Here is a 22361-nt window from a genome sequence, read left to right as displayed (position 1 = left end):
GTGGTGCGCAATCGCGTCAGCAAATCGGTCTCCGCGTTGTGCGGCGTCGCCATCGTCGCCGCCGGTGTCGGTGGTGTCGAGCCATCCGAGGCTCGCGCCGCGACGGCTTTCCCGGCCGTCCCGACCGGTGGGGCCTCGGCGCCCCCGGCCTCGGGCGATGGCGGCGCCCTACCGGTCAAGCCCGCAGGGGGCGGGCCGGGCTGCATCGTCGGCCTGAACTGTGGGCCCATCAACCCCCCGAAGCCCCCGCCGCCGCGCCGTCCGCCGACCCTTGGACACGGCCCGCAGAGCGCCGCACCCGCACCGCACACGCCGTAGCCGATCGGGTCGGCAGTTCACGCAGCGGCCCCGGCGCGCGTGAGTCCAACACCAAGCGCCATCACAGCCGACCCACAGCCGATTCACGTTGCCGCTGAGTTCATTCCATGTTCCAAATACGTAAACTTGGATCATGAATATAAGAACAGGCGCGACGCTCGCAGCGCTGTCGGGCGGGGCGGCCGTAGTCGCCCTGGCGATCAGCGGTGCCGGCGAATTGCCGATTGGCGCCACGGCGCCATCGATCAGTGTGGCCGCACAAGCCACCTCCGCCGTGGATACCAGCGGCACCGCTGTGCCGGTCGAACCCGCCGGCGGTGGTGGCGGCTGCATCATCGGCCTGAACTGTGGGCCCATCAACCCGCCCCGCCCCATGCAGCACCACCACCCGATCACGGCGACCACATCGCCACATCCGGCTGCCAAACCCCAGAGCCCGTAACCTCGTCGGGCCGGCCCCGGAGTCGCTCACCGTAGTCCCGGGCGATTTTCCTATCATTTGGTAATGAGCGCCGGTGGGCTGAACACCGTGGGCTCGCCGGCATTCGCCGACGAGGACGCGGCCCGGTTCCGCGCGGCCGGCTGGTGGTCCGATTCGACCCTGTCGGGCGCGGTGCGCCGCAACGCCGAACGGTCACCAGAGCGGCGTGCCTATTCCGACGAGCCGGGCGTCTCCCTAACTTGGCGCGAATTCGACGCTGCGGCAACCTCATTGGCGGGACAGCTGTCCGCCGCCGGCGTCGGTCGCGGGGCACGCGTCGCGGTGTGGCATAGCGACTGTGTGGCCATTCACGTCCTGTTCGTCGCCATCGAGCGCTGCGGTGCCATCGTGGTGGGCATCGGGGCGCGGGCCGGCACCCGTGAAGCGCGCGTGCTACTGCGTAACACCGAGCCGAAGGTTCTGATCAGCGATGGAGCGCATCAGGAGGCCGCGGCCCGGATCACGGCGGAAAGCCCGGTGCCGGTGCTGGTTTTGCACCGGTCCGCGGGACTGCTACGGCTGGATGTCGACGCGGCCGCCCCGCCTGTTGGAATAGACGCTCAACTCGGCGCCGACGACGTATTTCTGATCAACTCCACTTCCGGAACCACCGGTCTGCCGAAGTGCGTGGTGCACAGCCAGAACCGTTGGTATTACTTTCACCAGAAGGCCGTTGCCAATGGACTGTTGACCTCAGCCGACGTGTTCTTGCCCGTCATCCCCATGCCGTTCGGGTTCGGGATCTGGACCAGTCACACCACGCCGATCTACCTCGGCGCCACTGCGGTGATCCTGGAGCGCTTCACCGCCCGGGCCGCGTGTGCGGCGATAGCCCGGCACAACGTGACCGTATTGTGTTGCGTCAGTTCGCAATTGACCATGCTTATGGCCGATCCGGCGTTCCGCGAGCTGAACCTGAGTTCGTTGCGGGTGGTGTTCACCGGGGGTGAAGCCATACCGTATCGGCCCGCGGCGGAGTTCGAAGAACGCACCGGCGCGACGATCCTGCAATTCTACGGTTCGAATGAGACCGGTCTGCTCAGCGCGACCACCGTCGACGACTCGCTGCAGCGTCGACTGCGCACCGCCGGCCGGATTGTTCCCGAGATGTCGGTGCGGCTCTTCGACGGCGACCGCGATGTCACCGCGACGGGACGAGGCCAGCCCGCCTGCCGGGGACCGGCGACCAGCCTGGGCTATCTCGGTGGCACCGACCACGACAAGCTGTTCACCTCCGACGGGTGGATGCTGATGGGCGACATCTGCGAGCGCGACGCCGACGGCTACCTGACGGTGACCGGCCGGACGTCCGACTTCATCCTGCGCGGCGGCAAGAACATCAGCGCCGCGCAGGTGGAGGACGCCGCACTGACCCACCCCGCGATTGCGCTGGCCGCCGCGGTGGCGATGCCCGATCCGGTGTTCGGTGAGCGGGTTTGCCTGTATGCCGAAGTCGTCGGCGCCGCGAGCCTCGAATTGCCCCAACTCGTCGACCACCTGCTGGCGCTGGGCGTCTCCAAGGAACTGCTGCCGGAGCGTCTCATCGTGGTCGATGAATTACCCCGGTCGTCTGGCGGGAAGATCGCCAAAGGTGATCTGCGCCAAGATATTCGAACAAGGATGGAGGCCGACCATGAACACGCCTAATCCACGTCGGGGTGGTCTGCAGGTGTGGGCGCCGTCCGTGGTGCCGCCGATCGGTGTCGAGCTGACCCACGAACAGGCACTGGCCGTGGCGTTCCGGCATCTGGCCGGCATCGGGTTCGCCGAGAACATGGCCGGACACATCACCTGGCAGCTCGACGGGCAGACCGACATGCTGGTCAATCCCTGGGGACTGTGGTGGCAAGAGCTCACCGCGTCCGACATCTGCCTGGTGGACAGCGACGCGCGGGTGGTCCGCGGCCGGTGGGACGTCACCCCGGCGATCCACATCCATACGGAGCTACACCGGGTCCGCGACGATGCCCGGGTGGTCATTCACAACCACCCGTACTGGGTCTGTGTGCTGGCCGCGTTGGGCCGGCTGCCCGAGCTGGTGCATCAGACGGGTTCGCTGTTCCTCGACGACTTGTGCCTGGTCGACGCCTACGACGGGGAGGTCGACAGCCCTCCGCGCGCGGCGGATCTCGCGGCCAGGATCGGCGATGCGAATCTGACCATTCTGGCCAACCACGGCGTCATCGCCACCGGCCGGAATTTGCCCGAGGCGGTGTACCGGGCCGCGTCGATCGAACGGGTGTGCAAGCTGGCTTACGACGTCATGCTCACCGGCCGGGAACCGGTGCAGATGAACTGGTCCGACATGGTGGGCATGCAGCAATCCCTGATCGAGCGTGCCGCGGCCGTGTATTGGTCCGGCGCGGCGCGAATGACGATCAAGGCGGATCCCGATGTGCTTACCTGAACCCGGGTGCGACACATACCCGGTGCCCCGCCCGGCAAGGAGATTTGTCCATGAAATCGATTGACGAGCTGGCGGCCGATCTCAACTTCACCACCGCCAAGACCGGTGCCGAGCGGTCGGTCACCCTGCTGCCGGACCCGCCCCGCGCGCCGCGCCGGTACACGGTGATCTCGGTGGACGACCACATCGTGGAGCCCCCGGACGCGTTCACCGGCCGGCTGCCGCGAAAGTTCGCCGATCGGGCGCCGCGGGTCGTCGATACCGACAGCGGCGGTCAGACGTGGGTGTACGACGGTCGGGAACTGCCCAACGTCGGGTTCAACGCGGTGGTCGGGCGACCGGTGTCCGAGTACGGCTTCGAACCGGTCCGGTTCGACGAGATGCGTAGGGGCGCTTGGGATATCCATGCGCGTGTCAAAGACATGGACCTCAACGGCATATACGCGTCGCTGAACTTCCCGTCATTTTTGCCCGGCTTCGCGGGCCAGCGGCTGCAGCAGGTCACCTCGGATCGTGACCTGGCGCTGGCCGCGGTCCGCGCCTGGAACGACTGGCACCTCGAGGTGTGGGCGGGGTCGTATCCCGAACGCATCATCCCGTGCCAGTTGCCGTGGCTGCTGGATCCTGAGCTCGGCGCCAAGATGATCTACCAGAACGCCGAGCGTGGCTTCCACGCCGTGACCTTCAGCGAGAACCCCGCGATGCTGGGGCTGCCGACGATCCACTCGGGTCATTGGGACCCGATGATGGCGGCCTGCGCCGAAACCGCGACGGTGGTGAATCTGCATATCGGTTCGTCCGGTTCGTCGCCGTCGACGACCGAGGACGCCCCGCCCGACGTGCCGGGCGTGCTGTTCTTCGCCTACGCCATCACGGCTGCGGTCGACTGGCTCTACTCCGGATTGCCTAGCAGATTCCCGGATCTCAAGATCTGCTTGTCCGAAGGCGGAATCGGTTGGGTGGCAGGATTACTCGACCGTCTCGACCACATGCTCAGCTATCACGAAATGTACGGGACGTGGCGGGAGTTGGAGGAGAAGCTCACGCCCGCAGAGGTTTTCACCCGGAACTTCTGGTTCTGCGCGGTGGAGGACAAGTCGTCGTTTGTGCAGCGCGACCGGATCGGCATCGACAACATCATGCTGGAAGCCGACTACCCGCACTGCGACTCGACCTGGCCGCACACCCAACAGACGATTCACGAACAGATCGGTGATCTGCCGCCGGACGCGATTCGAAAATTCACCTGGGAGAACGCGTCGCGCCTGTATCAGCATCCCGTACCAGCAGCCGTGCAACAGGATCCCGACGCATACTGACGACCTTGCCCGCGCCCGACCGACGTCACGGACACGGGCAGCCGACCGCCCCGGCCATCGCCGTCATTCGCGCGGCGTCGCGGTAGGACGCCGGGCGTTGAGTCCAGGAGCGATACGAGACACCAGGCTGACCGGCGCCGTCGCGGATTTCGGTGGCTTTAATGGTCTGCGCGGCCAGTGAAGCCGCCGACGGCTGCGGACCGGCCTCCGCGCAGGACGGGGCGACGACCCAATCCATGAACTGCCACACGGCGACGACCAGCGTGAGCAACAACAGCACCGTCGCCACCGCGTGCGCCACCAGGTAGTAGCAGTAGCCGCCGGCGGTCGGCGGCGAACCGTCGCCGGCGGCAACCATTTTGAACGTCGCCTGTCGCATCGTGAGGCCCCCTTCTTGACCTGGCACTGCCCGTTGTTGATAGGTCTTCGGAGCACGCGGGCGTCCGGATGGGGGGCTGGTTTGTGTCGATTGCCCACACGGAACTCACCAGCGCTTTTATCTCGCTGGCGCGCCGGGGCTGGCCAGACGCCGGCGGATGCGCTTGGGTGGCTGTGAGCAGATGCTGCGCCCGGCGCGGAGGGATGGCAATGACGGACAAGGTGGACTTCACTTCGGTTCGGTGGGGGTCGGTGGAGTGGACGAACCTGGTGACGCTGTATTTACGCGCCCATGAGAGCCGTTCTCGGCATCCCATCCTGGGCGACCATGCCGCCGCCGACGCCGTCGAACGGATCGACTACGACTTCAACCGCATCCACCGGAGCTCGTTGCCGGCCGCCAATCAGTATCTGGTGGCGTTGCGTGCCAAGCAGTTCGACGACTGGTGTGCCGAATTCCTGCAGCACAACCCCGACGCGGTGGTGTTGCACCTGGGCTGTGGCTTGGACGGCCGCGCCTTTCGGCTCGCGGTGCCGCCCTCGGTGCGGTGGTTCGACCTCGACCAGCCCGGCGTCATCGATCAGCGCAGGCGGCTATATGAGGAGACCGAGCGGTATCGAATGATCGGTTCATCGGTGACCGATCCACACTGGGTGGAGCAGATCCCCAGCGGCCACCCGACGCTCGTCGTCGCCGAGGGACTGCTGATGTACGTGTCCGAGAGCCAGGTCCGCGCGCTGTTCACGCGGCTGCTGGATCGGTTCGATCACGGTGAGCTGCAATTCGACACCCTCTCGGCGGTCGCACCGCTGCTGTCGAAAATCTTCACCCGGGGAATCATCAAGTGGGGCATTGGCGACGCGCGCGACATCGAAACCTGGGACCCGAAGTTGCGCTTCGTGGAACAGTCATCGGCCCTGGCCGGATACCGGAAGATCGACACGACCTTGGTGCGCTGGATTTACCGCTTTTTCAGTGCGTCGCCGTTCGGTCCCTATGACGTGCTGAATCGCTTCACGTTCTAGGTCGTCCGGCCGGCGATCACAGGCGAGAAGCAAGACGCTGCAGAATGTCCGCGGTGGGTTCGGCCGTGGTATGCCGGTATCCCGTTCCCGCCCACAGGTGTACGTAATCCGGCCTGCCGGCCGCGGCGGCGGCTTTGCGCAGCGGGCTGGTCAGGTGGTGGATGGCGGGATACCCGAACGGTGCCTGCTCCTCATGGTCGTCGATGAACGCGTTGCGCAGACCGCGGGCCGGACGGCCGGTGAAGGCGTGAGTCAGCACGGTTTCGTTGCGGGCGGGATCGATCAGGGCCGCCTGGTGAGTAGCCGACGCACCGCTTTCGGTGGCGCGCAACAACACGGTGCCGACCACCGCCGCGGCAGCACCCGCACGAATCACGTCGGCCACCGCGTCGGGCGTGGCGAGCCCGCCGGCCGCCAGCACCGGTAGCGGCACCGCCGCCCTGACCTGCCTGACCAGATCGACCAGTGGTACCGGGGTGATCGGCCGGTGCGGCACCAGAGTGCCGGAATGCCCGCCGGCGACCGACGCCTGCACGGCCAGCGCGTCGACGCCGGCGGCGTGGGCCTGGGCGGCCTCCTCGGCCGTCGTCACCGTCTGCACGACCACCGTCTTGGCGTGTTGCAGCGCGGCGATCACGCCGCGCGGCGGAATGCCGAAGGTGAACGACACCATCGGCACCGGGTCGTCGAGGAGCAACGCGATCTTTTCGTCGAACCGGTCGGTGTCCTCGACGGGCTCGGCCGGCAGGGTTAGGCCGAACTGATCGGCCTCTTTCTGAATGATCGCGGCGTACGCACGGTAGCGCTGCGGGTCGACCGGCAGCGGGTTGGGCGCAAACAGGTTGATGCCGAACGGGATTCCCTCGGCGCGCACGGCCTTGAGCTCGTCTTCGACCGCAGCGACCGTCTTGTAGCCCGCCGCGAGCATCCCCAGGCCGCCCGCCCCGGTCGCCGCCGACACCATCGCCGGGGTGGTCGGGCCGCCCGACATCGGTGCCGCGACCAGCGGAATGGACATCTCGAACTGTGCCAGCATGGATTGCACCTCCGATGTGCTTGCCGCCTTGAGCCTACTGGGCTGACCGACCGTTCCATTTGGGCGGCAGAGCTGACAGGATGCTTCAGCGTGACGCGTCCCAATTTTCTGGTGATCCTCGCCGACGACCTAGGTTTTTCCGACATCGGCGCCTTCGGCAGCGAGATCGAAACCCCCAACCTCGACCGGATCGCACGGGCCGGGGTCAGACTCACCGATTTCCACTCGGCTCCGGCCTGCTCACCCACCCGGGCGATGCTGATGACCGGAACGGACCACCATGTCGCCGGTATCGGCACCATGCTCGAGGTCGCGGTCCCCGGATTCCAGGGCGCACCGGGTTACGAGGGATACCTCAACGATCGTGTGGTCGCGCTGCCCGAGCTGCTGCGCGACGCCGGGTACCTGACGCTCATGTCGGGCAAATGGCATCTGGGTCACAGCATCGAAACCTCGCCGTGGGCACGCGGATTCGAGCGTTCGTTCGCGTTGTTGCCCGCCGGTGCCAGCCATTACGGCGGCCCGGCGGGCGGCGGATTCTCGCCGGTGCCAACGCTTTACACCGAAGATGATCAGTTCGTCACGGTCGGCGAAGACTTTTACTCCTCGGACTATTACACCGACACCTTGTTGCGCTACTTTCGCGAACGCTCCGACAACGACAAACAGCCGGACACACGGCCCTTCTTCGCATACCTACCCTTCCAGGCGCCGCACTGGCCCCTGCAGGCCCCCGACGAATCGGTCGCCAAATACCGCGGCCGCTACGACGCGGGTCCCGATGCGTTGCGCGAGGAGCGGTTGGCGGCGCTCAAACGGCTCGGCCTGTGCCCGGCCGAGGTAAAGCCGCACCCGGTGGTGGCCGACGGCGCCCCGGAATGGGCGGACATGACGGCCGAGGAGCGGGCGATTTCGGCGCGTGCCATGGAGGTGTACGCCGGGATGGTGGATCGGATGGACTGGAACATCGGCCGGGTGCTCGATTACCTGGCCGAGACCGGCGAGCTGGACAACACGGTCGTGATGTTCATGTCCGACAACGGCGCCGAGGGAGCGATCGTCGAGGCAATGCCGCTGCGCGGCCCCGAAATCGTCGCGCGGATCGAACAGAACTGCGACAACAGTCTGGAGAACCTAGGCCGGCCCACATCGTTCATCTGGTACGGCCCCCGCTGGGCCCAAGCCGCCACGGCGCCGTCGCGCCTGCATAAGGCTTTCACCACCGAGGGCGGGATCCGGGTGGTCGGCTTCGTCACCTGGCCGGGATTCACCCGCCAGCAGGAGATCGGCACGGCGTTCGCGACCGTGATGGACATCGCCCCCACCATCCTGGACCTCGCCGGCGTCGAACATCCCGGCACTCGCTACCGCGGCCGTGACATAGAACCCATGCTCGGTCGCTCGCTGGTGCCGTACCTGTCGGGCGAAGCCGAGGCGGTCCACCCGGGCGAGACCGGCACCGGCTGGGAACTGTTCGGCCGCCGCGCAATTCGTCAAGGCGACTGGAAGGCCCTCTATCTGCCGCCGCCCTACGGGCCGGGCGCCTGGCAGCTGTACGACCTTTCCCGCGACCGCGGCGAAATCGACGATCTGGCCGACGCCCATCCCGACAAATTGACCGAGCTGCTCGGACTGTGGGACCGCTATGTCGAAGACAACGGGGTGCTCACCGAGCCCGTCTCGGTCTACGACGTCGACCCGCAGCTGTTGAGTGATGCCGTTATCCGCCAAGGGGTTTCGGAGGGACCATGACCGAGAAGACAACCTGCGCGGTGATCGGCGGCGGCCCGGCCGGAATGGTCCTCGGGCTGTTGCTGGCGCGGGCCGGCGTCGAGGTCACCCTGCTGGAAAAGCATGGTGATTTTCTGCGCGACTTCCGGGGTGACACGGCGCATCCGACCACCCTGCGGCTGCTCGACGAGCTGGGTCTGTGGGACCGCTTCAATGCCTTGCCGCACAGCGAGGTTCGCAGTGCGAAGTTCCAGTCAGACGGCCGTTGGGTGACCTATGTCGACTTCGGCCGGCTGCGCCAACCCCATCCGTTCGTCGCCATGGTGCCGCAGTGGGACCTGCTGAACCTGCTCGCCGACGTCGCCCAACAGGAACCGACCTTCACGTTGCGGATGAACACCGAGGCCACCGGGTTGCTGCGCGAAGACAGCCGGATCGCCGGCGTGCGCTATCGGGGACCCGACGGGCCGGGGGAGCTGCGGGCCGAGCTGACGGTCGCTTGCGACGGCCGCTGGTCGATGGCACGGGGCGCAGCCGGACTGCAAAGCCGGGAATATCCGGTGAACTTCGACGTCTGGTGGTTCAGGCTGCCCCGCGACGGCGATCAAGAGTTCTCGTTCCTGCCGCGGATGGGGTCCGGTAAGGCCCTGGGCGTCATCCCGCGCGAGGGCTACAACCAGATTGCTTACCTCGGCGCCAAAGGGACGGACGCCGCGCTGCGAGCCAGAGGTATCGAAGCGTTTCGGCGCGACGTCAGCGCGTTGTTGCCGGAATCGGCCGCGGCGGTCGGCACATTGACGTCGATGGACGACATCAAGCACCTCGACGTGCGGGTGGATCGACTGCGGCGCTGGCACACCGACGGGCTGCTGTGCATCGGTGACGCGGCTCATGCGATGTCGCCGCTGGGCGGTGTCGGCATCAACCTGGCCGTGCAGGACGCCGTCGCCGCCGCCACCATCTTGGCCGGCCCGCTGCGCGAACACCGGGTCACCACCCGGGACTTGGCGGCGGTGCGGCGGCGGCGGCTGTTTCCCACCGCCGTGACCCAAGGCGTGCAACGGCTCCTGCAGCGCGGGCTGCAGCCGCTCCTTCGTGGTGGCAGTCCCACGCCGCCGGCGGCGCTGTTGCGGGTCATTGACCGGTTGCCGTGGCTGGCGGTGCTTCCGGCATATTTCATCGGCGTCGGAGTCCGGCCCGAACGCGCCCCGGACTGGGCTCGCCGATGACCGGCCGAACAGCGGCCCCGCTGCGGATCGGCATCCTGGGTGCCGCGCGGATCGCGCCGTTGGCGCTGATCAACCCGGCCAAGGACAATGCCGACGTCGTGGTCGCGGCGGTGGCCGCGCGCGACGGCTCGCGTGCCCGTGACTTCGCCGCCGAGCACCACATCGCCCGGGTGCACCACGACTACGATGAGCTGATCGCCGATCCGCAAATCGATGCCATTTACAACCCGTCGCCAAATGGATTGCACGGCAGGTGGACTCGCGCGGCCCTGGCCGCGGGCAAGCACGTGCTGTGCGAAAAGCCGTTCACCGCGAACGCTGCCGAGGCTACCGAGATCGCGGCCCTGGCCGCGGAATCCGACCGAGTGGTCATGGAGGCCTTCCACTACCGCTATCATCCGCTGGCGTTGCGGGTCGAGGAGATCGTCGCTTCGGGCGAGCTGGGCACGCTCACCCGGGTGGAGGCTGCGCTGTGCTTTCCACTGCCGAAGTTCTCCGACATCCGCTACAACTACGCGCTGGCCGGCGGCGCGACCATGGACGCCGGCTGCTACGCGGTCCACATGGTCCGCACCTTCGGCGGGTCGACCCCGAAAGTCATTTCCGCGCAACCGAAACTGCGCGACGCCAGGGTCGATCGAGCCATGTCGGCCGAACTGCAGTTCGCCCAAGGACATACCGGGCGCATCCGCTGCTCGATGTGGTCGAGGCGTCTGGTCGACATCAGCGCCACGGTGGTCGGTGAGCGCGGACGACTGCGGGTGATCAATCCCGTGCTGCCGCAGATGTTTCACCGGATGTCGGTGCGCACGGTCGACGACGATCGCGTGGAGAGCTTCCCGCGCCGCGCCTCCTACGCCTACCAGCTGGATGCGTTCGCGGCCGCGGTGCTGCGCGGGGCGCCGGTGAAAACGACCGCACAGGACGCGATCGAGAACATGACGGTCATCGACGAGATCTATCGCGCGGCCGGATTGCCGCTGCGCCAGCCCAGCTGAACGCGGTTGCGTCGCGCGACGCGGCGCCGGTCACCGCCCGATCTCGGTCAACAGGCGGCGAGCGGCTTCGACGCACGGCCGCATCCGGTCGATCGGGCTCACCCCGGCCAACGCCAACGACCGTCGGGGCACTTCGATCTCGACGATGAGGTCGGGCGGCAATGCGGTCAGGATGTCGAGCAGCGGAAGTTCGCCGTCGCCGGGGACCATGCGCTCGAACATCGCCTCCTCCATGTAGTTGTCCAAGCGTGGCTGCAGCGTCGTGTCGTTGAGTTGGGCATAGCCAATGCAGTCGCGGTCGAGGGCCGCGATGTCGGCGGCGCTGGATCCGGCCCGCACCACGTGCATGGTGTCGACCAGCAGCCGAAAGTCATCGCGCCCGACGTGTTTTCGAGCGGCCAGCCCGGTGGATAGATCACCGACGGTGAGCCCGGGCACGGGTTCGACGACGGTCTGCAGGCCGCGCTGAGCGGCCGCTTCGGTCAGCGCCGCGAACTGGTCGAACGTTCGGCGGAGGTCGGGGTCGAGGCTGACGACGTTGATCCGCGGTACGCCGAGCTCGGCCAGCACATCGAGATCGGCACCGAATGCGCCCATATCGGTATCCGGCAGCACCAAGAACCCGTCGCCTAGCGACGCGGCGACGCCGCGGTGTTCCATCGCGGCCAGCACCTCGCGGCGCAGCGGGGCATCCTCTTTGAGGGAGAAGGGTGGATAACCGAGCGGAACCAGCGGCACGCCCCGCACGACCGCCGAGACATAACGGCAGCCGAGGTCCGCGGCCAAGTCGACGAATTCCACTGGCGGAAGCCCGAATCCGTTGAGGAAGCCGAGCGCGAGCTCGGTCATGCCGGCCGCCCCGCCAGGCGGGCCAACTGCTCGGCGGCCTGCAGCGTCTGAGTGGTCAGTGCGATCCGCCCGGAGGTCACCGGATCTTCGATCAGCGGCGCTTCCAGGACGAGATCATCGCGGAGGAAAGCGAAATGGCCATGCAGGTGCGCGGTGGTGAATGCCGCCCACGCGGTCGCCGACGCCGGATCCAGTGTCAGGTTCACTTCGTAGAAATCCGCCGTCAGCGGCGTGGGGGCGGCGACGTGGATCAGTTCGAGCCGCAGCGTCTCGGGTCCCAACGTGTATCGCGTCGTCCGGGCCACATCGCAGGTGACCAGGGGATTGCCCGGCGGGGTGGGAGCGGCCGGATCGATCGCGGGGCACTTCTCCGGCGAGGTCGGCTGCGAGTTCTCGACCGTGCGGACGGGCAACGGCGCGATCCGGGTGACTGTGGCCGGCGGGCGGGCCGGCGCCGTGCTCGTCGAGCGGGCCGGCGCGGCGGGATGCTGCGCCGCAGCACAACCGGCCGGCACGGCCGCCAGCAGTACGGCACCAACCAGCCGCACCGTCGCCGCTGAAAGCATCGAACCGCCGATCGCCTTCGCCGGGATCATCCTCCGATCGCGCACAACAGGCCGACGCGCGCCGAGCCGCTTTACGACACTACGAACATAGAGTAGGGTCGGGCTGCACGTCAGCGAATACTCACTGTAGATCCTCGCCGCGAAAGCCTTGTTCATGGCCCAACACCAGTCCGCCGCGGTGAAACGGCGAAAGCCGAATCCCGCGGAGCGACGCCGCGATCTGTGCGATGCGGCAATTGAACTGCTGGCGGCCGAGGGGGCTAAGGGGCTCAGCCATCTGAAGGTGGACCGCAAGGCCGCGGTACCCGACGGCACCACGTCGTTCTATTTCCGCACCCGCTCGGCGCTGTTGCGCGCCGTCGCCGAGCGGCTAGCCGAACTCGACCTGGAACGGCTGCAATCCATCGCCGACGACGCCGGCCGCCACAGCGGCAACCCGACGCCGTCGCTGCTGTCGCAGGTGGTGATCCAGGCCGCCACCGAGCCGCAGCTGTCCTGGACCAAGGCGCGTTACGAGCTGACGATGCAAGCGGCGCGCGATCCTGCGATGGCCGCGATCCTGCAACGCGCCACGGATGCATTCACCAAGCTGCACCGCGAGATTCTGGTGCAGCTGATGCCGCACGGCGCCGAACTGGAGTCGGCCGTCGTCGAGGATCTGAGCAACGTCACGCTCACCTTCATCAACGGACTGCTGATGCGCGCCGCGCACGGCGACCGGGTGGTCGACAGCCCGGAGCAACTCGACGCGATCCTGGCCGCCATCGCGGCCGGCATCCTGAAAAGCCACCACAAGGGCCGGTTGACCCGGCCCGGCGGCGGCTAGCAGGGGGCTAGTAGGCGGCTAGTAAGCGGCCGGTGGGCGGGCGGTAGGCGGCCGGTGGCCCTGCCCGACATCGAGCCGACGGCAATCACCGCACTATTCGGCGCGGCGCGCCGTTGGGGTCTTGCCAGACCATCCGCCATATGGTTCTCTACGAGAATAGAGTAAGCCGGTGTTAACGGGCCGCCGGCGAGCCGTCGACAGCCGAGCCCGTGCATTTGTCAAACCGAGCGTTTTAAGCGGAGTGTACAAATTGCCCGAATCAGGGTCCGGCGTGCGCCCCTGGCCGCCGCAGCGGTGGCTCAATCGTGCCGGAGCCCGAAATCGGCAGTGCTAGGAGGGATTTCGTGACGACGAGTACCGAGAGCAACGTTCGTTTCGATCCGTACGACGTCGAGCTGATCGCCGACCCGTATCCCATGTTCAAACGGTTGCGGGACGAGGCGCCGCTGTACTACAACGCCGAATACGACTTTTATGCGTTGAGCCGATTCACCGACGTAAACAAGGCCATCATCGATCACGGCACCTACAGCTCCGCCCGCGGCGTGATCATGGAGCTGATCAAGGCGGATCTGGAGATTCCGTCGGGCATGTTGATCTTCGAGGACCCGCCGATCCACGACGTGCACCGCAAGCTGCTCTCGCGGATGTTCACCCCGCGCAAGATCGCCGCCCTGGAGCCCATGATCCGCGAATTCTGCGCGCAGTCGCTGGACCCGCTGGTCGGGTCCGGGCACTTCGACTTCGTGACCGACCTGGGCGCGATCATGCCGATGAAGGTCATCAGCATGCTGCTCGGGATTCCCGAAGAGGATCAGGAGTACATCCGCGACCGCGGCAACGCGCAGTTACGCACCGAGCCCGGCAAGCCGATGAGTGCCGCCGAACACGGCTTGTCGGTGGGCGAGCAATTCGAGGCCTACATCGACTGGCGTGCCGACAACCCGTCCGACGACATCATGACCGAGTTGCTCAACGTCGAGTTCGTCGACGAGACCGGGACCACGCGGCGGCTGCGGCGCGAGGAGATCCTGGTGTACCTCAACGTGGTGGCCGGGGCGGGCAACGAAACCACGACGCGCCTGATCGGTTGGGCGGGCAAGGTTCTCGCGGAGCATCCCGATCAGCGTCGCGAACTGGTCGAGCATCCCGCGCTCATCCCGCAAGCCATCGAGGAGTTGCTGCGTTTCGAACCGCCGGCACCGCACATGGCGCGCTACGTGACCCGTGACGTCGACATCTATGACCAGCGGGTGCCGCAGGGCAGCGTGATGCTCATGCTGATCGGATCCGCCTGCCGCGACGAGCGGCAATTCGGGCCGGACGCCGGCGAATTCAACATCCATCGCACCCCACGGCCGCACCTGACGTTCAGCGTCGGCGCCCACTTCTGCTTGGGCTCCGCACTGGCCCGGCTGGAGGGCCGGGTCGCGCTGGAGGAGATCCTCAAGCGTTTCCCCGAGTGGGAGCCCGACATGGCCAGTGCCACGCTGAGCCCGACATCGTCGGTGCGGGGCTGGGAAACATTGCCGACCGTGGTGCCCTGTTGACCGGCCGCGCCGAAGGCCGGGTAGCGGGAAAAGTCGCCTTCGTCAGCGGCGCCGCCCGCGGCCAAGGCCGTAGTCACGCGGTGCGCCTGGCGCAAGAGGGCGCCGACATCATCGCGATCGACGTGTGCGGACCGATCGACAACCTCGCTTACCCGCACGCGACCCCGGAGGACCTCGCCGAAACCGCCGAACAGGTCCAGAATCTCGACCGGCGCATCGTCACCGCGCAGGTGGACGTCCGGGACTACGACGGACTCAAGGCCGCGGTCGACAACGGCGTGGCGCAACTCGGGCATCTAGACATCATCGTCGCCAATGCCGGCGTGGGCACCGACGGCCGCAGGCTGCACAAGATCCGCGAGAACGTCTGGCAGGACATGATCGACATCAACCTCACGGGCGTCTGGCATACCGTCAAAGCCGGTGTACCGCATATTCTTTCGGCAGGTCGCGGCGGTTCGATCGTGCTGACGAGCTCGGTCGGCGGACGCAAGGCCTACCAGAACACCGGGCATTACGTGGCGGCTAAGCACGGGGTCATCGGGCTGATGCGGGCCTTCGCCGTCGAATTGGGCCAGCACATGATCCGCGTCAACGCGGTGCTGCCCACTCAGGTGAGCACCACGATGGTGATGAACGACAACACCTACCGGCTGTTCCGCCCGGACCTGGCCGATCCCGGGCCCGACGACTTCGCCCCGATCTCGCAGCTGATGCACACGCTGCCGGTGCCCTGGGTCGACCCCATCGACATCAGTAACGCCGTCCTGTTCCTCGCCTCTGACGAATCTCGTTATGTCACTGGCGTTTCGCTGCCCGTTGACGCGGGCAGCTTGCTCAAATAAGCATTAAGCCGAGTAGACACAACGAAGTGGAGAAAGCTCATGGTCGAATTCGACTACGAAAAGTTGAAGAAAGAAGCCGAGCAGTACATCAAGTTTGAAAAGGACACGAAGAACCGCATCGCCTACATCACCTTCGACCGATCCGACGCCCAGAACGCCACCAGCTTGGGAATGCGGCAGAACTACGCCGACCTGATCCACAAGTGCAACGTGGACGACGAGGTCAAGGTCGTCGTGATCCGGGGAGAAGGGCAAGATTTCGGTAGCGGCGGGGACCTGCCCGAGCAGCGCCCCATGCTGGAAAACCCCGGGCTTCCGTTGCATCACGAGCTTGCGATCAACGACGACGAGGTCAAGTACCCGCCGGGCGGGTCCTACCGCTATCTGTCCACCGTCACCGACTTCTATGCGAAGGCCCGCGCGGGAAACCGGCCGCTGCAAGAGCTCCGCAAGATCAGCATCGTCGAGGCCAAGGGCTACTGCTACGGCTGGCACTTCTATCAGGCCGGCGACGCCGATCTGGTGATCTCTTCCGACGACGCGCTGTTCGGTCACCCTGCCTTCCGCTACGTCGGGTGGGGTCCCCGGCTGTGGTGGTGGGCCGAGACGATGGGCTTGCGGAAGTTCTCCGAAATGCTCTTCACCGGCCGGCCTTTCAGCGCGAAGGAAATGTACGACTGCGGTTTCGTCAACAGTGTCGTGCCCCGCGATCAACTGGAGAAGGAGACCGAGAAGTACGCGCTGGCCTGCTCGCGATCCCGCCCGACCGACACGGTTGCGGTGCAAAAGACCTTCCTCGAGCTCTACAAGCAGCACAAGGGCGAATACTTCGGCAGCCTGCTCACCGGCATGGTCGAGGGCATGTTGCCGATGATCCAGAACGACGCCGAGGAAGTCGACCTGACCGAGGGCACCTTCAACAAGGGCCTCAACAACGTGGTCAAGGACAACGACATGAACTTCCCGCCGGAGTGGCGCCTGAGCCGCTCCGGCCGCGCGAAACCCTGACCCGTTGGGAGAGCTGACATGTCGGCGCTGACGGCCTTCCGGGTCGTCGAGCTGGCCGAGTCGGTCGCCGGCGAGTACTGCGGTAAGCTGCTGGCCGACTTCGGCGCCGAGGTAATCAAGGTCGAGTCGCCCGGGTGCGGAAGCCCCACCCGGGCAATGGCCCCACGCGTACGGGAGGGGCCCGATGGTAGCGCCGTGTTCGCCTATCTGAACACCAACAAGCAGTCGGTGGTGTTGGACGCTTCGCGCTTGCACGAGCTGATCGACACCGCCGACGCGGTGATTCACGACGGCGCGACGACGCTGGCCGGCCGGCATCCCGATGCGGTGTTCTGTTCGATCACCCCGTTCGGGCAGGGCGCGGGTCCCGAGTACGCGAATGCTAAGAGCATCAACGTGTTCCATGCCAGCGGGTGGGGTTATCACACGCCGAGTCATCCAGACGCCGGCAAACCCCCGCTGCGGGGGCCCGGCCGGTTTCTGGCCGACTACGAAGCGGGGTTGGAGGCGGCATTGTGCGTGACGGCCGCGCTGTTCGGGCGTTTGCATACCGGCCGGGGCGAGTGCATCGACATCTCTGAGCAGGCCGTGTTGGTCTCCCGCGCCGACTGCGTCCTGGGCCGGTTTATCACCGGGGAGGTCCCCGCGTCGGGTACCCGTGACGATTACGACCAGCAAGGGCCGGCGTCGTTCTTCGCCTGCGCCGACGGTTTCGTCTATCTGTACATGACCAGCCGCGCCCATTGGCTTGGCGTGAAAACGCTGTTGGGCCAACCCGATTGGCTCGAAGCTTTCGACGACGACTGGCTGGAGTTCTCGGTGACGCCGGAGAAGGTGGCGGCATTTCGGCAAGGATTCGCCGGGTGGGTGCGCGGCCTGCCCAAGGAAACGGCGGCCGACGCGGCGCAGCGGCTCGGCGTGCCGCTGGTGCCGGTCAACGATGCCGCCGATCTGCACGCGTCGTCGCAGTATCGCCACCGCGGCTTCTTCCAGACCGTCGCTCATCCGGTGCTGGGCGAGGCCGCCTACCCCACGGTGCCGTACGCGCTAAGCGCATCGCCTGCCACAATCACCTCTGCCGCACCGAGTTTCGGGCAGCACACCGATCAGGTCATGCACCGGCTACGCGCGGCCGCACACACCGCACCGACAGTGCGGTCGCCGCAACTGAAACCGCCGAAACGACCACGCGGCGGACCGCTGCAAGGGGTACGCGTCGTCGAGCTGACCAAGGTGTGGGCCGGCCCGTACGCAGGCAAACTGCTGGCACTGCTGGGCGCGGAGGTGATCAAGGTCGAGACGGCCGCCCTGCCCGAAGAGATGCGTGCCTACGGCGGCACGGACGTCAACCACGCGCCGTTCTTTCTCAGCATCAACCCGGAGATCCTGAGCGTGGACCTCGACATCAAGTCGGCCGTCGGCATGGCAGGGCTGCGCGACCTGATTGCGCGCAGCGACGTCGTGCTCAACAACCTGCGACCGGGCGCGATGGAGCGTCAAGGCCTGGGGTATCGCCAGCTCACCGAGATCAAACCCGACATCATCTCGGTGTCGATCAAGATGTGGGGCAACGACGGTCCGCTCGGCCACCAGACCGGCTACGCGCCCTGCTTCGCCGCGCTGGCCGGACTCGCTCCGCTGGTCGGCTATCCCGGTGGGTCACCGCTGGGAACCAGCATGCGTTACGGGGACTCCACCGTCGGCGCGGCCGCTGCCTACGCCGCGGTGGTGGCGCTGCTACACCGGGAGATCACCGGTGCCGGGCAGTTCGTCGACGTCTCGGCCGTCGAGACCCTCTCGTCGATGATCGGCGATTGCCTGGTCGAACAAAGCCTCACCGGGCGACGTCTCGGTCCCGACGGCAACAATCACCCGGACCTGTGTCCGCACGGCTGCTACCCGTGCGCAAACGAGTCCTGGGTGTCGTTAGCCATCTCCGACGACTCCGAGTGGCAGCGGCTGTGCCGGGCGCTCGATGTCCCCGCACTGGCGCACGATCCCCGCTACGTCGCAGCCGACGATCGGCGCGCGCACGTCGATGCGCTCGATGCCGACCTCGCGCGCCTTACCCGCAGTCACGACGCCGAGGATCTTGCTCGGCGGCTGCGCGCCGCGGGTGTGGCGGCGGCCAAGAGCGCTACCGCATTGGATGTGATTGCCGATCAACAACTCTGGGAGCGGGGACTCTACCGCTTCGTCTCCGATCACCGCGAAGGCCAGCGTCCGATCGTGGGGGCATCGTGGCGGATGACGCGCGGGCCCGCGCGCGTCGAGCGGGGCGCCCCAGACCTGGGCGAGGACACCGGCTATGTTCTCCACGAAATACTGGGTGCGGCACCGACGTTGGGCGGGCTATGGCGGGGACACTGACACAGACGGCGGCACTGGTGACCGGTGCCAGCAGCGGCATTGGCGAGGCGACGGCTAAAGCTCTGGCCGCCGCCGGTGCCGCGGTCGCCTTGCTGGCCCGTCGCGCCGACCGGCTGACACAGCTGAAGGCGGAGATCGAATCCGCGGGCGGCACGGCACTTGTGGTTACGGCCGACGTCACCGATGCCGAGCAGGTGGCAGACGCGGTACAGCACACCGTGGCCGAGCTGGGGCGTTTGGACATCTTGGTGAACAACGCCGGCCTCATGCAGTCGGCGCCCGCCGCCGAGTCGTCACTGAAAGACTGGGACGCCATGGTCAACGTCAATGTGAAAGGCGTGCTCTACGGCACCCGCGCCGCCCTGCCGCACCTGATCGAGGCGGCCGCCGACTCGCCGCGGCAGGTCGCCGACCTGGTCACCATCAGTTCGACCGCGGGATGGGTGGCCCGACCGAACACCGCGGTGTACTCGTTGACGAAGTTCGGGGTGAACGCGTTCAGCGAGGGTATCCGCCAGGAGGTCCTGGGCAAGCGGGTCCGGGTCGGTGTGGTGGGGCCCGGGACGGTGGACACCGAAATCTTCGGCCACCTGGCCGACTCGTCCCGGCGGGCGTTCGAACAGCAGACCGCCGGCATGATGAAGCTGCGGCCCTCCGACATTGCCGACGCGGTCCTGTTCATGGTGACCCGCGACCGCAGGGTGGCTGTCAACCACATGCTGGTGCGGGCCGCCGAACAGACCTGGTGACCACATGGGTGCGCGGTGGGTCGTCGGGGATCAGTGCGGCCTGGCGTTTCCCGCGGACCCTGCATCGCTGCGTGCGGCGGGCGCGGAATTTCTCACCGCGGCGTTCCGGGCATCGGGCGTGCTGGGTGAGGACGCTGCCGTCGCCAAGGTTGCGGACTTCGCCGAAGTGCACGGCGGCAGCACCGGACGCAAAGTCATGCTGTCGATCGAATACGCCACGGCCGCACCGAATCTGCACACCGAACTGTTCGTCAAGTTCTCGCGGGATTTTGACGATCCGATTCGTGACCGGGGCAAAACCCAGCTGCAGCCCGAGGTGCGATTCGCGGCCCTGTCCCGGACGTCCGGTTTCCCGATCGCGGTGCCCACCGCGCTGTTCGGCGATTACCACCGGGAAAGCGGAACGGGGATTCTGATTACCGAGCGAATCCGATTCGGCGACAACGGAATCGAACCGCAATACCATAAGTGCCTGGATTACGAAATGCCCCAGCCGGTCGAGCACTACCGGGCGCTGCTCACCGCACTGGCCCGGCTGGCCGGAACCCACCGTTCCGGGCGGCTGCCGGCCGAGCAGATCGCGCACTTTCCGCTGGACGTGCGGGCCGCGATGGTGGGGGAGCGCGCGCCGCTGTCGGTGGCCAAACTGGAACGACGGCTCAACCAGCTGGCCGAATTCGCCGACACCCACCCCGGACTGCTGCCGGCGAAGGTGCGCTCACCGGACTTCCTGGCCCGGCTGCGCGTCGACGTGCCCCGCCTGGCGCACCACGAGGACGCGATCGTGGGCCAGTTGGCCGGTGACGCAGACTACGTCGCGCTGTGCCATTGGAATGCCAACATCGACAACGCGTGGTTCTGGCGAGCCGCTGACGGGGTGCTGAACTGCGGGTTGATGGACTGGGGATGTGTCGGCCAGATGAACATGGGCATGGCCATCTGGGGAGCCTTGTCCGGCGCCGAAACGTATGTGTGGGAACGTCATTTGGCCGAACTGCTGGATTTGTTCGTCGTCGAGGTGCGCCGACACGGCGGCCCAGAGCTGGACTGGGCCCGGTTGCGCCGCCACACCCTGCTATACGCCGCCGCGATGGGCGTGGCCTGGCTGCTGGACGTGCCGGCCTTGATACGAAGGAAGTTTGGCGTCGACGGGCCCCGCACCCGCAAGGACCCACGCATCCGGGCAGACGAAGGCGTGCGCGCGCCGCTGCAGATGCTGTGCAATCTGCTCAGCGCGTGGCAGCGGTATGGGGCGGGGGAGCTGCTCGAGGCAGCCCTGGCCGAGGAAGGCCGCGTCGCCTAGGGCGCGTCGTCGTCTCGGTCCTGGAGCAACTTTTCGGGATGATGAAAGGTATTGACGCGCGGTTGGCCACGATCCAAGTGCGGAGGCGGGAGCCATTCGGTTTCGCCCCTGCTGTTCTTGCGGGTGGTCCAACCGCCGGGTCGCAGCATGCGGTGCTGGGTGCCACATGCGAAGGTCAAGTCGTCGACATCGGTGGTGTGGCACGTGGCCCACTCGGTGACGTGGTGGACTTCGGAGTAGTAACCGGGCACGGTGCAGCCCGGGGCGGAGCAGCCGCGCTCCTTGCCGTACAGGACCAATCGCTGCGCCGGTGACGCCAGCCGTTTAGTGCTGTACAGCGCCAGGGCTTTGCCCTTGTCGAAGATCGCCAAATAGTGCCGGGCGTGGCGGGTCAACCGGATCACGTCGCTCATCGGCAGAATGGTGCCGCCGCCCGTCAAGCCGCGACCGGCGGCGGCCTCCAGCTCCGCAAGGGTAGTGGTCACGATGATCGAGGCCGGTAGGCCGTTGTGCTGGCCCAACTTCCCGGATGCCAGTAAGGCGCGCATCCCGGTCAGCAGGCCATCATGGTTACGTTGGGCCGCCGAACGGTGATCGCCGTCGATCGTCTGCTGACTCGGTGTGCCATCCACACAAGGGGTTTCGTCGTCCCCGTTGCACATACCCGGGGCCGCCAATTTGGCCAGCACCGCCTCGACGGTTGCGCGAGCCTCAGGCGTCAACATGCCACGTAGTTCGGACATACCGTCTGCCTGTTGCTTTCCCAGCGTGATGCCGCGGCGCCGCGCGCGATCCTGATCGGTGTAAATCCCATCGGGATTGATGCAGTCGGCCAGAACGGCGGCCAAATCGGCGACTTGTTCGGGCCGGTATTTGGTGCCTTCGGCGGCCAATTTCGCTTCCACCTGTTCACGCGTAGCGGCATCGATCCAGCCGGGCAGTTGGTGGTAGAACTTGCGGATCGCCGCCACCTGACCGGGCCCGAGCGCGCCCTCACGCTGCTTGGCGGCGGTGGTCGCCAACGTCGGCGGGAGCGGTTCGCCGGTCAACCCGCGCCGCGGTCCCAGGTCGGCGGCCTCGCTAATGCGCCGAGACGCTTCGGAACGACTGATCAAGGTCGCCTCGGCAATCGCATGCGACAGCTTGCCGCCGATTTCTTGAGGCGTGGCCTGCCGGACGAGGTTGTTGACGAACTGGTGCTCGATGGCCGGCAGCCGGCGGCGCACCTTTTCGCAGCGCTCGAGCATCGCCAGCTGCTCGTGGGTGGTCAACGCGTCGTAGTCGTGTGCGACAAGCTCGTCGAAGGCAGCGTCGATGGTGTCGAAAGCCGCTGACAATGCCTCGCGATCCGTACTCACGCCCCGAACTTATC

Annotated in this window: 21 protein-coding genes; 16 read left to right on the top strand and 5 right to left on the bottom strand. The window is 66.8% G+C overall.

Annotation, left to right across the window (positions count from 1 at the left end):
• Window positions 1-3 precede the first annotated feature (3 nt).
• From AWC25_RS17130 to AWC25_RS17110, 5 genes are all read left to right on the top strand, one after another.
• A complete protein-coding gene (locus AWC25_RS17130) occupies window positions 4-318 on the top strand; it encodes a hypothetical protein (protein ID WP_142278901.1) in 315 nt (104 codons plus the stop codon).
• 133 nt (window positions 319-451) lie between these two features.
• Complete coding sequence (locus AWC25_RS26630; protein ID WP_069400591.1) at window positions 452-760, top strand: hypothetical protein; 309 nt, start codon at window positions 452-454, stop codon at window positions 758-760.
• 63 nt (window positions 761-823) lie between these two features.
• Entirely contained in the window at window positions 824-2446 is a 1623-nt protein-coding gene (locus AWC25_RS17120; RefSeq protein WP_085167146.1) for a class I adenylate-forming enzyme family protein, read from the top strand.
• Complete coding sequence (locus AWC25_RS17115) at window positions 2433-3206, top strand: class II aldolase/adducin family protein (protein WP_069400589.1); 774 nt, start codon at window positions 2433-2435, stop codon at window positions 3204-3206. Before AWC25_RS17120 ends, AWC25_RS17115 begins: the two co-directional genes overlap by 14 nt.
• A 50-nt stretch (window positions 3207-3256) precedes the next feature.
• Window positions 3257-4525 carry an amidohydrolase family protein gene (locus AWC25_RS17110; RefSeq protein ID WP_069400588.1) on the top strand — a complete coding sequence of 423 codons (1269 nt, stop codon included), beginning with the start codon at window positions 3257-3259 and terminating at the stop codon, window positions 4523-4525.
• Between the two features lie 25 nt (window positions 4526-4550).
• Here AWC25_RS17110 and AWC25_RS17105 read toward each other — a convergent pair whose 3' ends face one another.
• The gene (locus AWC25_RS17105; protein ID WP_069400587.1) at window positions 4551-4904 is read right to left on the bottom strand and encodes a hypothetical protein; all 354 of its coding nucleotides are present in this window, start codon (window positions 4902-4904) and stop codon (window positions 4551-4553) included.
• Window positions 4905-5107: 203 nt separating this feature from the next.
• Between AWC25_RS17105 and AWC25_RS17100 the strand changes: the two genes are divergently transcribed.
• Complete coding sequence (locus AWC25_RS17100) at window positions 5108-5929, top strand: class I SAM-dependent methyltransferase (RefSeq protein ID WP_085167145.1); 822 nt, start codon at window positions 5108-5110, stop codon at window positions 5927-5929.
• 16 nt (window positions 5930-5945) lie between these two features.
• Here the strand turns inward: AWC25_RS17100 and AWC25_RS17095 are convergent, their stop codons facing one another.
• Window positions 5946-6965 carry a nitronate monooxygenase gene (locus AWC25_RS17095; RefSeq protein ID WP_084229342.1) on the bottom strand — a complete coding sequence of 340 codons (1020 nt, stop codon included), beginning with the start codon at window positions 6963-6965 and terminating at the stop codon, window positions 5946-5948.
• A 90-nt stretch (window positions 6966-7055) separates the two neighbouring features.
• Here AWC25_RS17095 and AWC25_RS17090 point away from each other — a divergent pair, with 90 nt between their 5' ends.
• From AWC25_RS17090 to AWC25_RS17080, 3 genes are read left to right on the top strand one after another with little or no spacing between them, the layout of a single operon-like run.
• The gene (locus AWC25_RS17090; protein ID WP_069400584.1) at window positions 7056-8717 is read left to right on the top strand and encodes an arylsulfatase; all 1662 of its coding nucleotides are present in this window, start codon (window positions 7056-7058) and stop codon (window positions 8715-8717) included.
• Window positions 8714-9925, top strand: a complete 1212-nt coding sequence (locus tag AWC25_RS17085; protein WP_085167144.1) for an FAD-dependent oxidoreductase — start codon at window positions 8714-8716, stop codon at window positions 9923-9925. Before AWC25_RS17090 ends, AWC25_RS17085 begins: the two co-directional genes overlap by 4 nt.
• Window positions 9922-10923, top strand: coding sequence for a Gfo/Idh/MocA family protein (locus AWC25_RS17080; RefSeq protein ID WP_085167143.1), 1002 nt, complete (start codon window positions 9922-9924; stop codon window positions 10921-10923). The genes AWC25_RS17085 and AWC25_RS17080 overlap by 4 nt, the downstream gene beginning before the upstream one ends.
• 30 nt (window positions 10924-10953) lie before the next feature.
• Here AWC25_RS17080 and AWC25_RS17075 read toward each other — a convergent pair whose 3' ends face one another.
• Window positions 10954-11772, bottom strand: coding sequence for a sugar phosphate isomerase/epimerase family protein (locus AWC25_RS17075; protein WP_085167142.1), 819 nt, complete (start codon window positions 11770-11772; stop codon window positions 10954-10956).
• Window positions 11769-12494 (bottom strand): SecDF P1 head subdomain-containing protein, encoded by a 726-nt coding sequence (locus AWC25_RS17070; protein ID WP_232327031.1) that lies wholly within the window; start codon window positions 12492-12494, stop codon window positions 11769-11771. The genes AWC25_RS17075 and AWC25_RS17070 overlap by 4 nt, the downstream gene beginning before the upstream one ends.
• Here AWC25_RS17070 and AWC25_RS17065 point away from each other — a divergent pair.
• From AWC25_RS17065 to AWC25_RS17035, 7 genes are all read left to right on the top strand, one after another.
• Entirely contained in the window at window positions 12493-13164 is a 672-nt protein-coding gene (locus AWC25_RS17065; protein WP_069400580.1) for a TetR/AcrR family transcriptional regulator, read from the top strand. The genes AWC25_RS17070 and AWC25_RS17065 overlap by 2 nt on opposite strands.
• 344 nt (window positions 13165-13508) lie before the next feature.
• Window positions 13509-14714, top strand: coding sequence for a cytochrome P450 (locus AWC25_RS17060; protein WP_069400579.1), 1206 nt, complete (start codon window positions 13509-13511; stop codon window positions 14712-14714).
• Window positions 14711-15559: a mycofactocin-coupled SDR family oxidoreductase gene (locus AWC25_RS17055; protein WP_069400578.1), complete on the top strand. Its 849-nt coding sequence runs from the start codon at window positions 14711-14713 to the stop codon at window positions 15557-15559. Before AWC25_RS17060 ends, AWC25_RS17055 begins: the two co-directional genes overlap by 4 nt.
• A gap of 39 nt (window positions 15560-15598) precedes the next feature.
• The gene (locus AWC25_RS17050; RefSeq protein ID WP_069400577.1) at window positions 15599-16567 is read left to right on the top strand and encodes an enoyl-CoA hydratase/isomerase family protein; all 969 of its coding nucleotides are present in this window, start codon (window positions 15599-15601) and stop codon (window positions 16565-16567) included.
• 18 nt (window positions 16568-16585) lie between these two features.
• Entirely contained in the window at window positions 16586-18937 is a 2352-nt protein-coding gene (locus AWC25_RS17045) for a CaiB/BaiF CoA transferase family protein (protein WP_085167141.1), read from the top strand.
• Complete coding sequence (locus AWC25_RS17040) at window positions 18922-19686, top strand: SDR family NAD(P)-dependent oxidoreductase (protein WP_069400575.1); 765 nt, start codon at window positions 18922-18924, stop codon at window positions 19684-19686. Before AWC25_RS17045 ends, AWC25_RS17040 begins: the two co-directional genes overlap by 16 nt.
• Before the next feature lie 4 nt (window positions 19687-19690).
• Window positions 19691-20989: a hypothetical protein gene (locus tag AWC25_RS17035; protein ID WP_085167140.1), complete on the top strand. Its 1299-nt coding sequence runs from the start codon at window positions 19691-19693 to the stop codon at window positions 20987-20989.
• Here AWC25_RS17035 and AWC25_RS17030 read toward each other — a convergent pair.
• Window positions 20986-22347, bottom strand: coding sequence for an HNH endonuclease signature motif containing protein (locus tag AWC25_RS17030; protein WP_211281055.1), 1362 nt, complete (start codon window positions 22345-22347; stop codon window positions 20986-20988). The two genes, AWC25_RS17035 and AWC25_RS17030, sit on opposite strands and share 4 nt — an antisense overlap.
• Window positions 22348-22361: the final 14 nt, after the last annotated feature.

It is taken from the genome of Mycobacterium sherrisii, from assembly GCF_002102355.1.
GTDB classification, from domain to species: domain Bacteria; phylum Actinomycetota; class Actinomycetes; order Mycobacteriales; family Mycobacteriaceae; genus Mycobacterium; species Mycobacterium sherrisii.
This window is presented reverse-complemented; position numbering and strand designations above follow the sequence as displayed.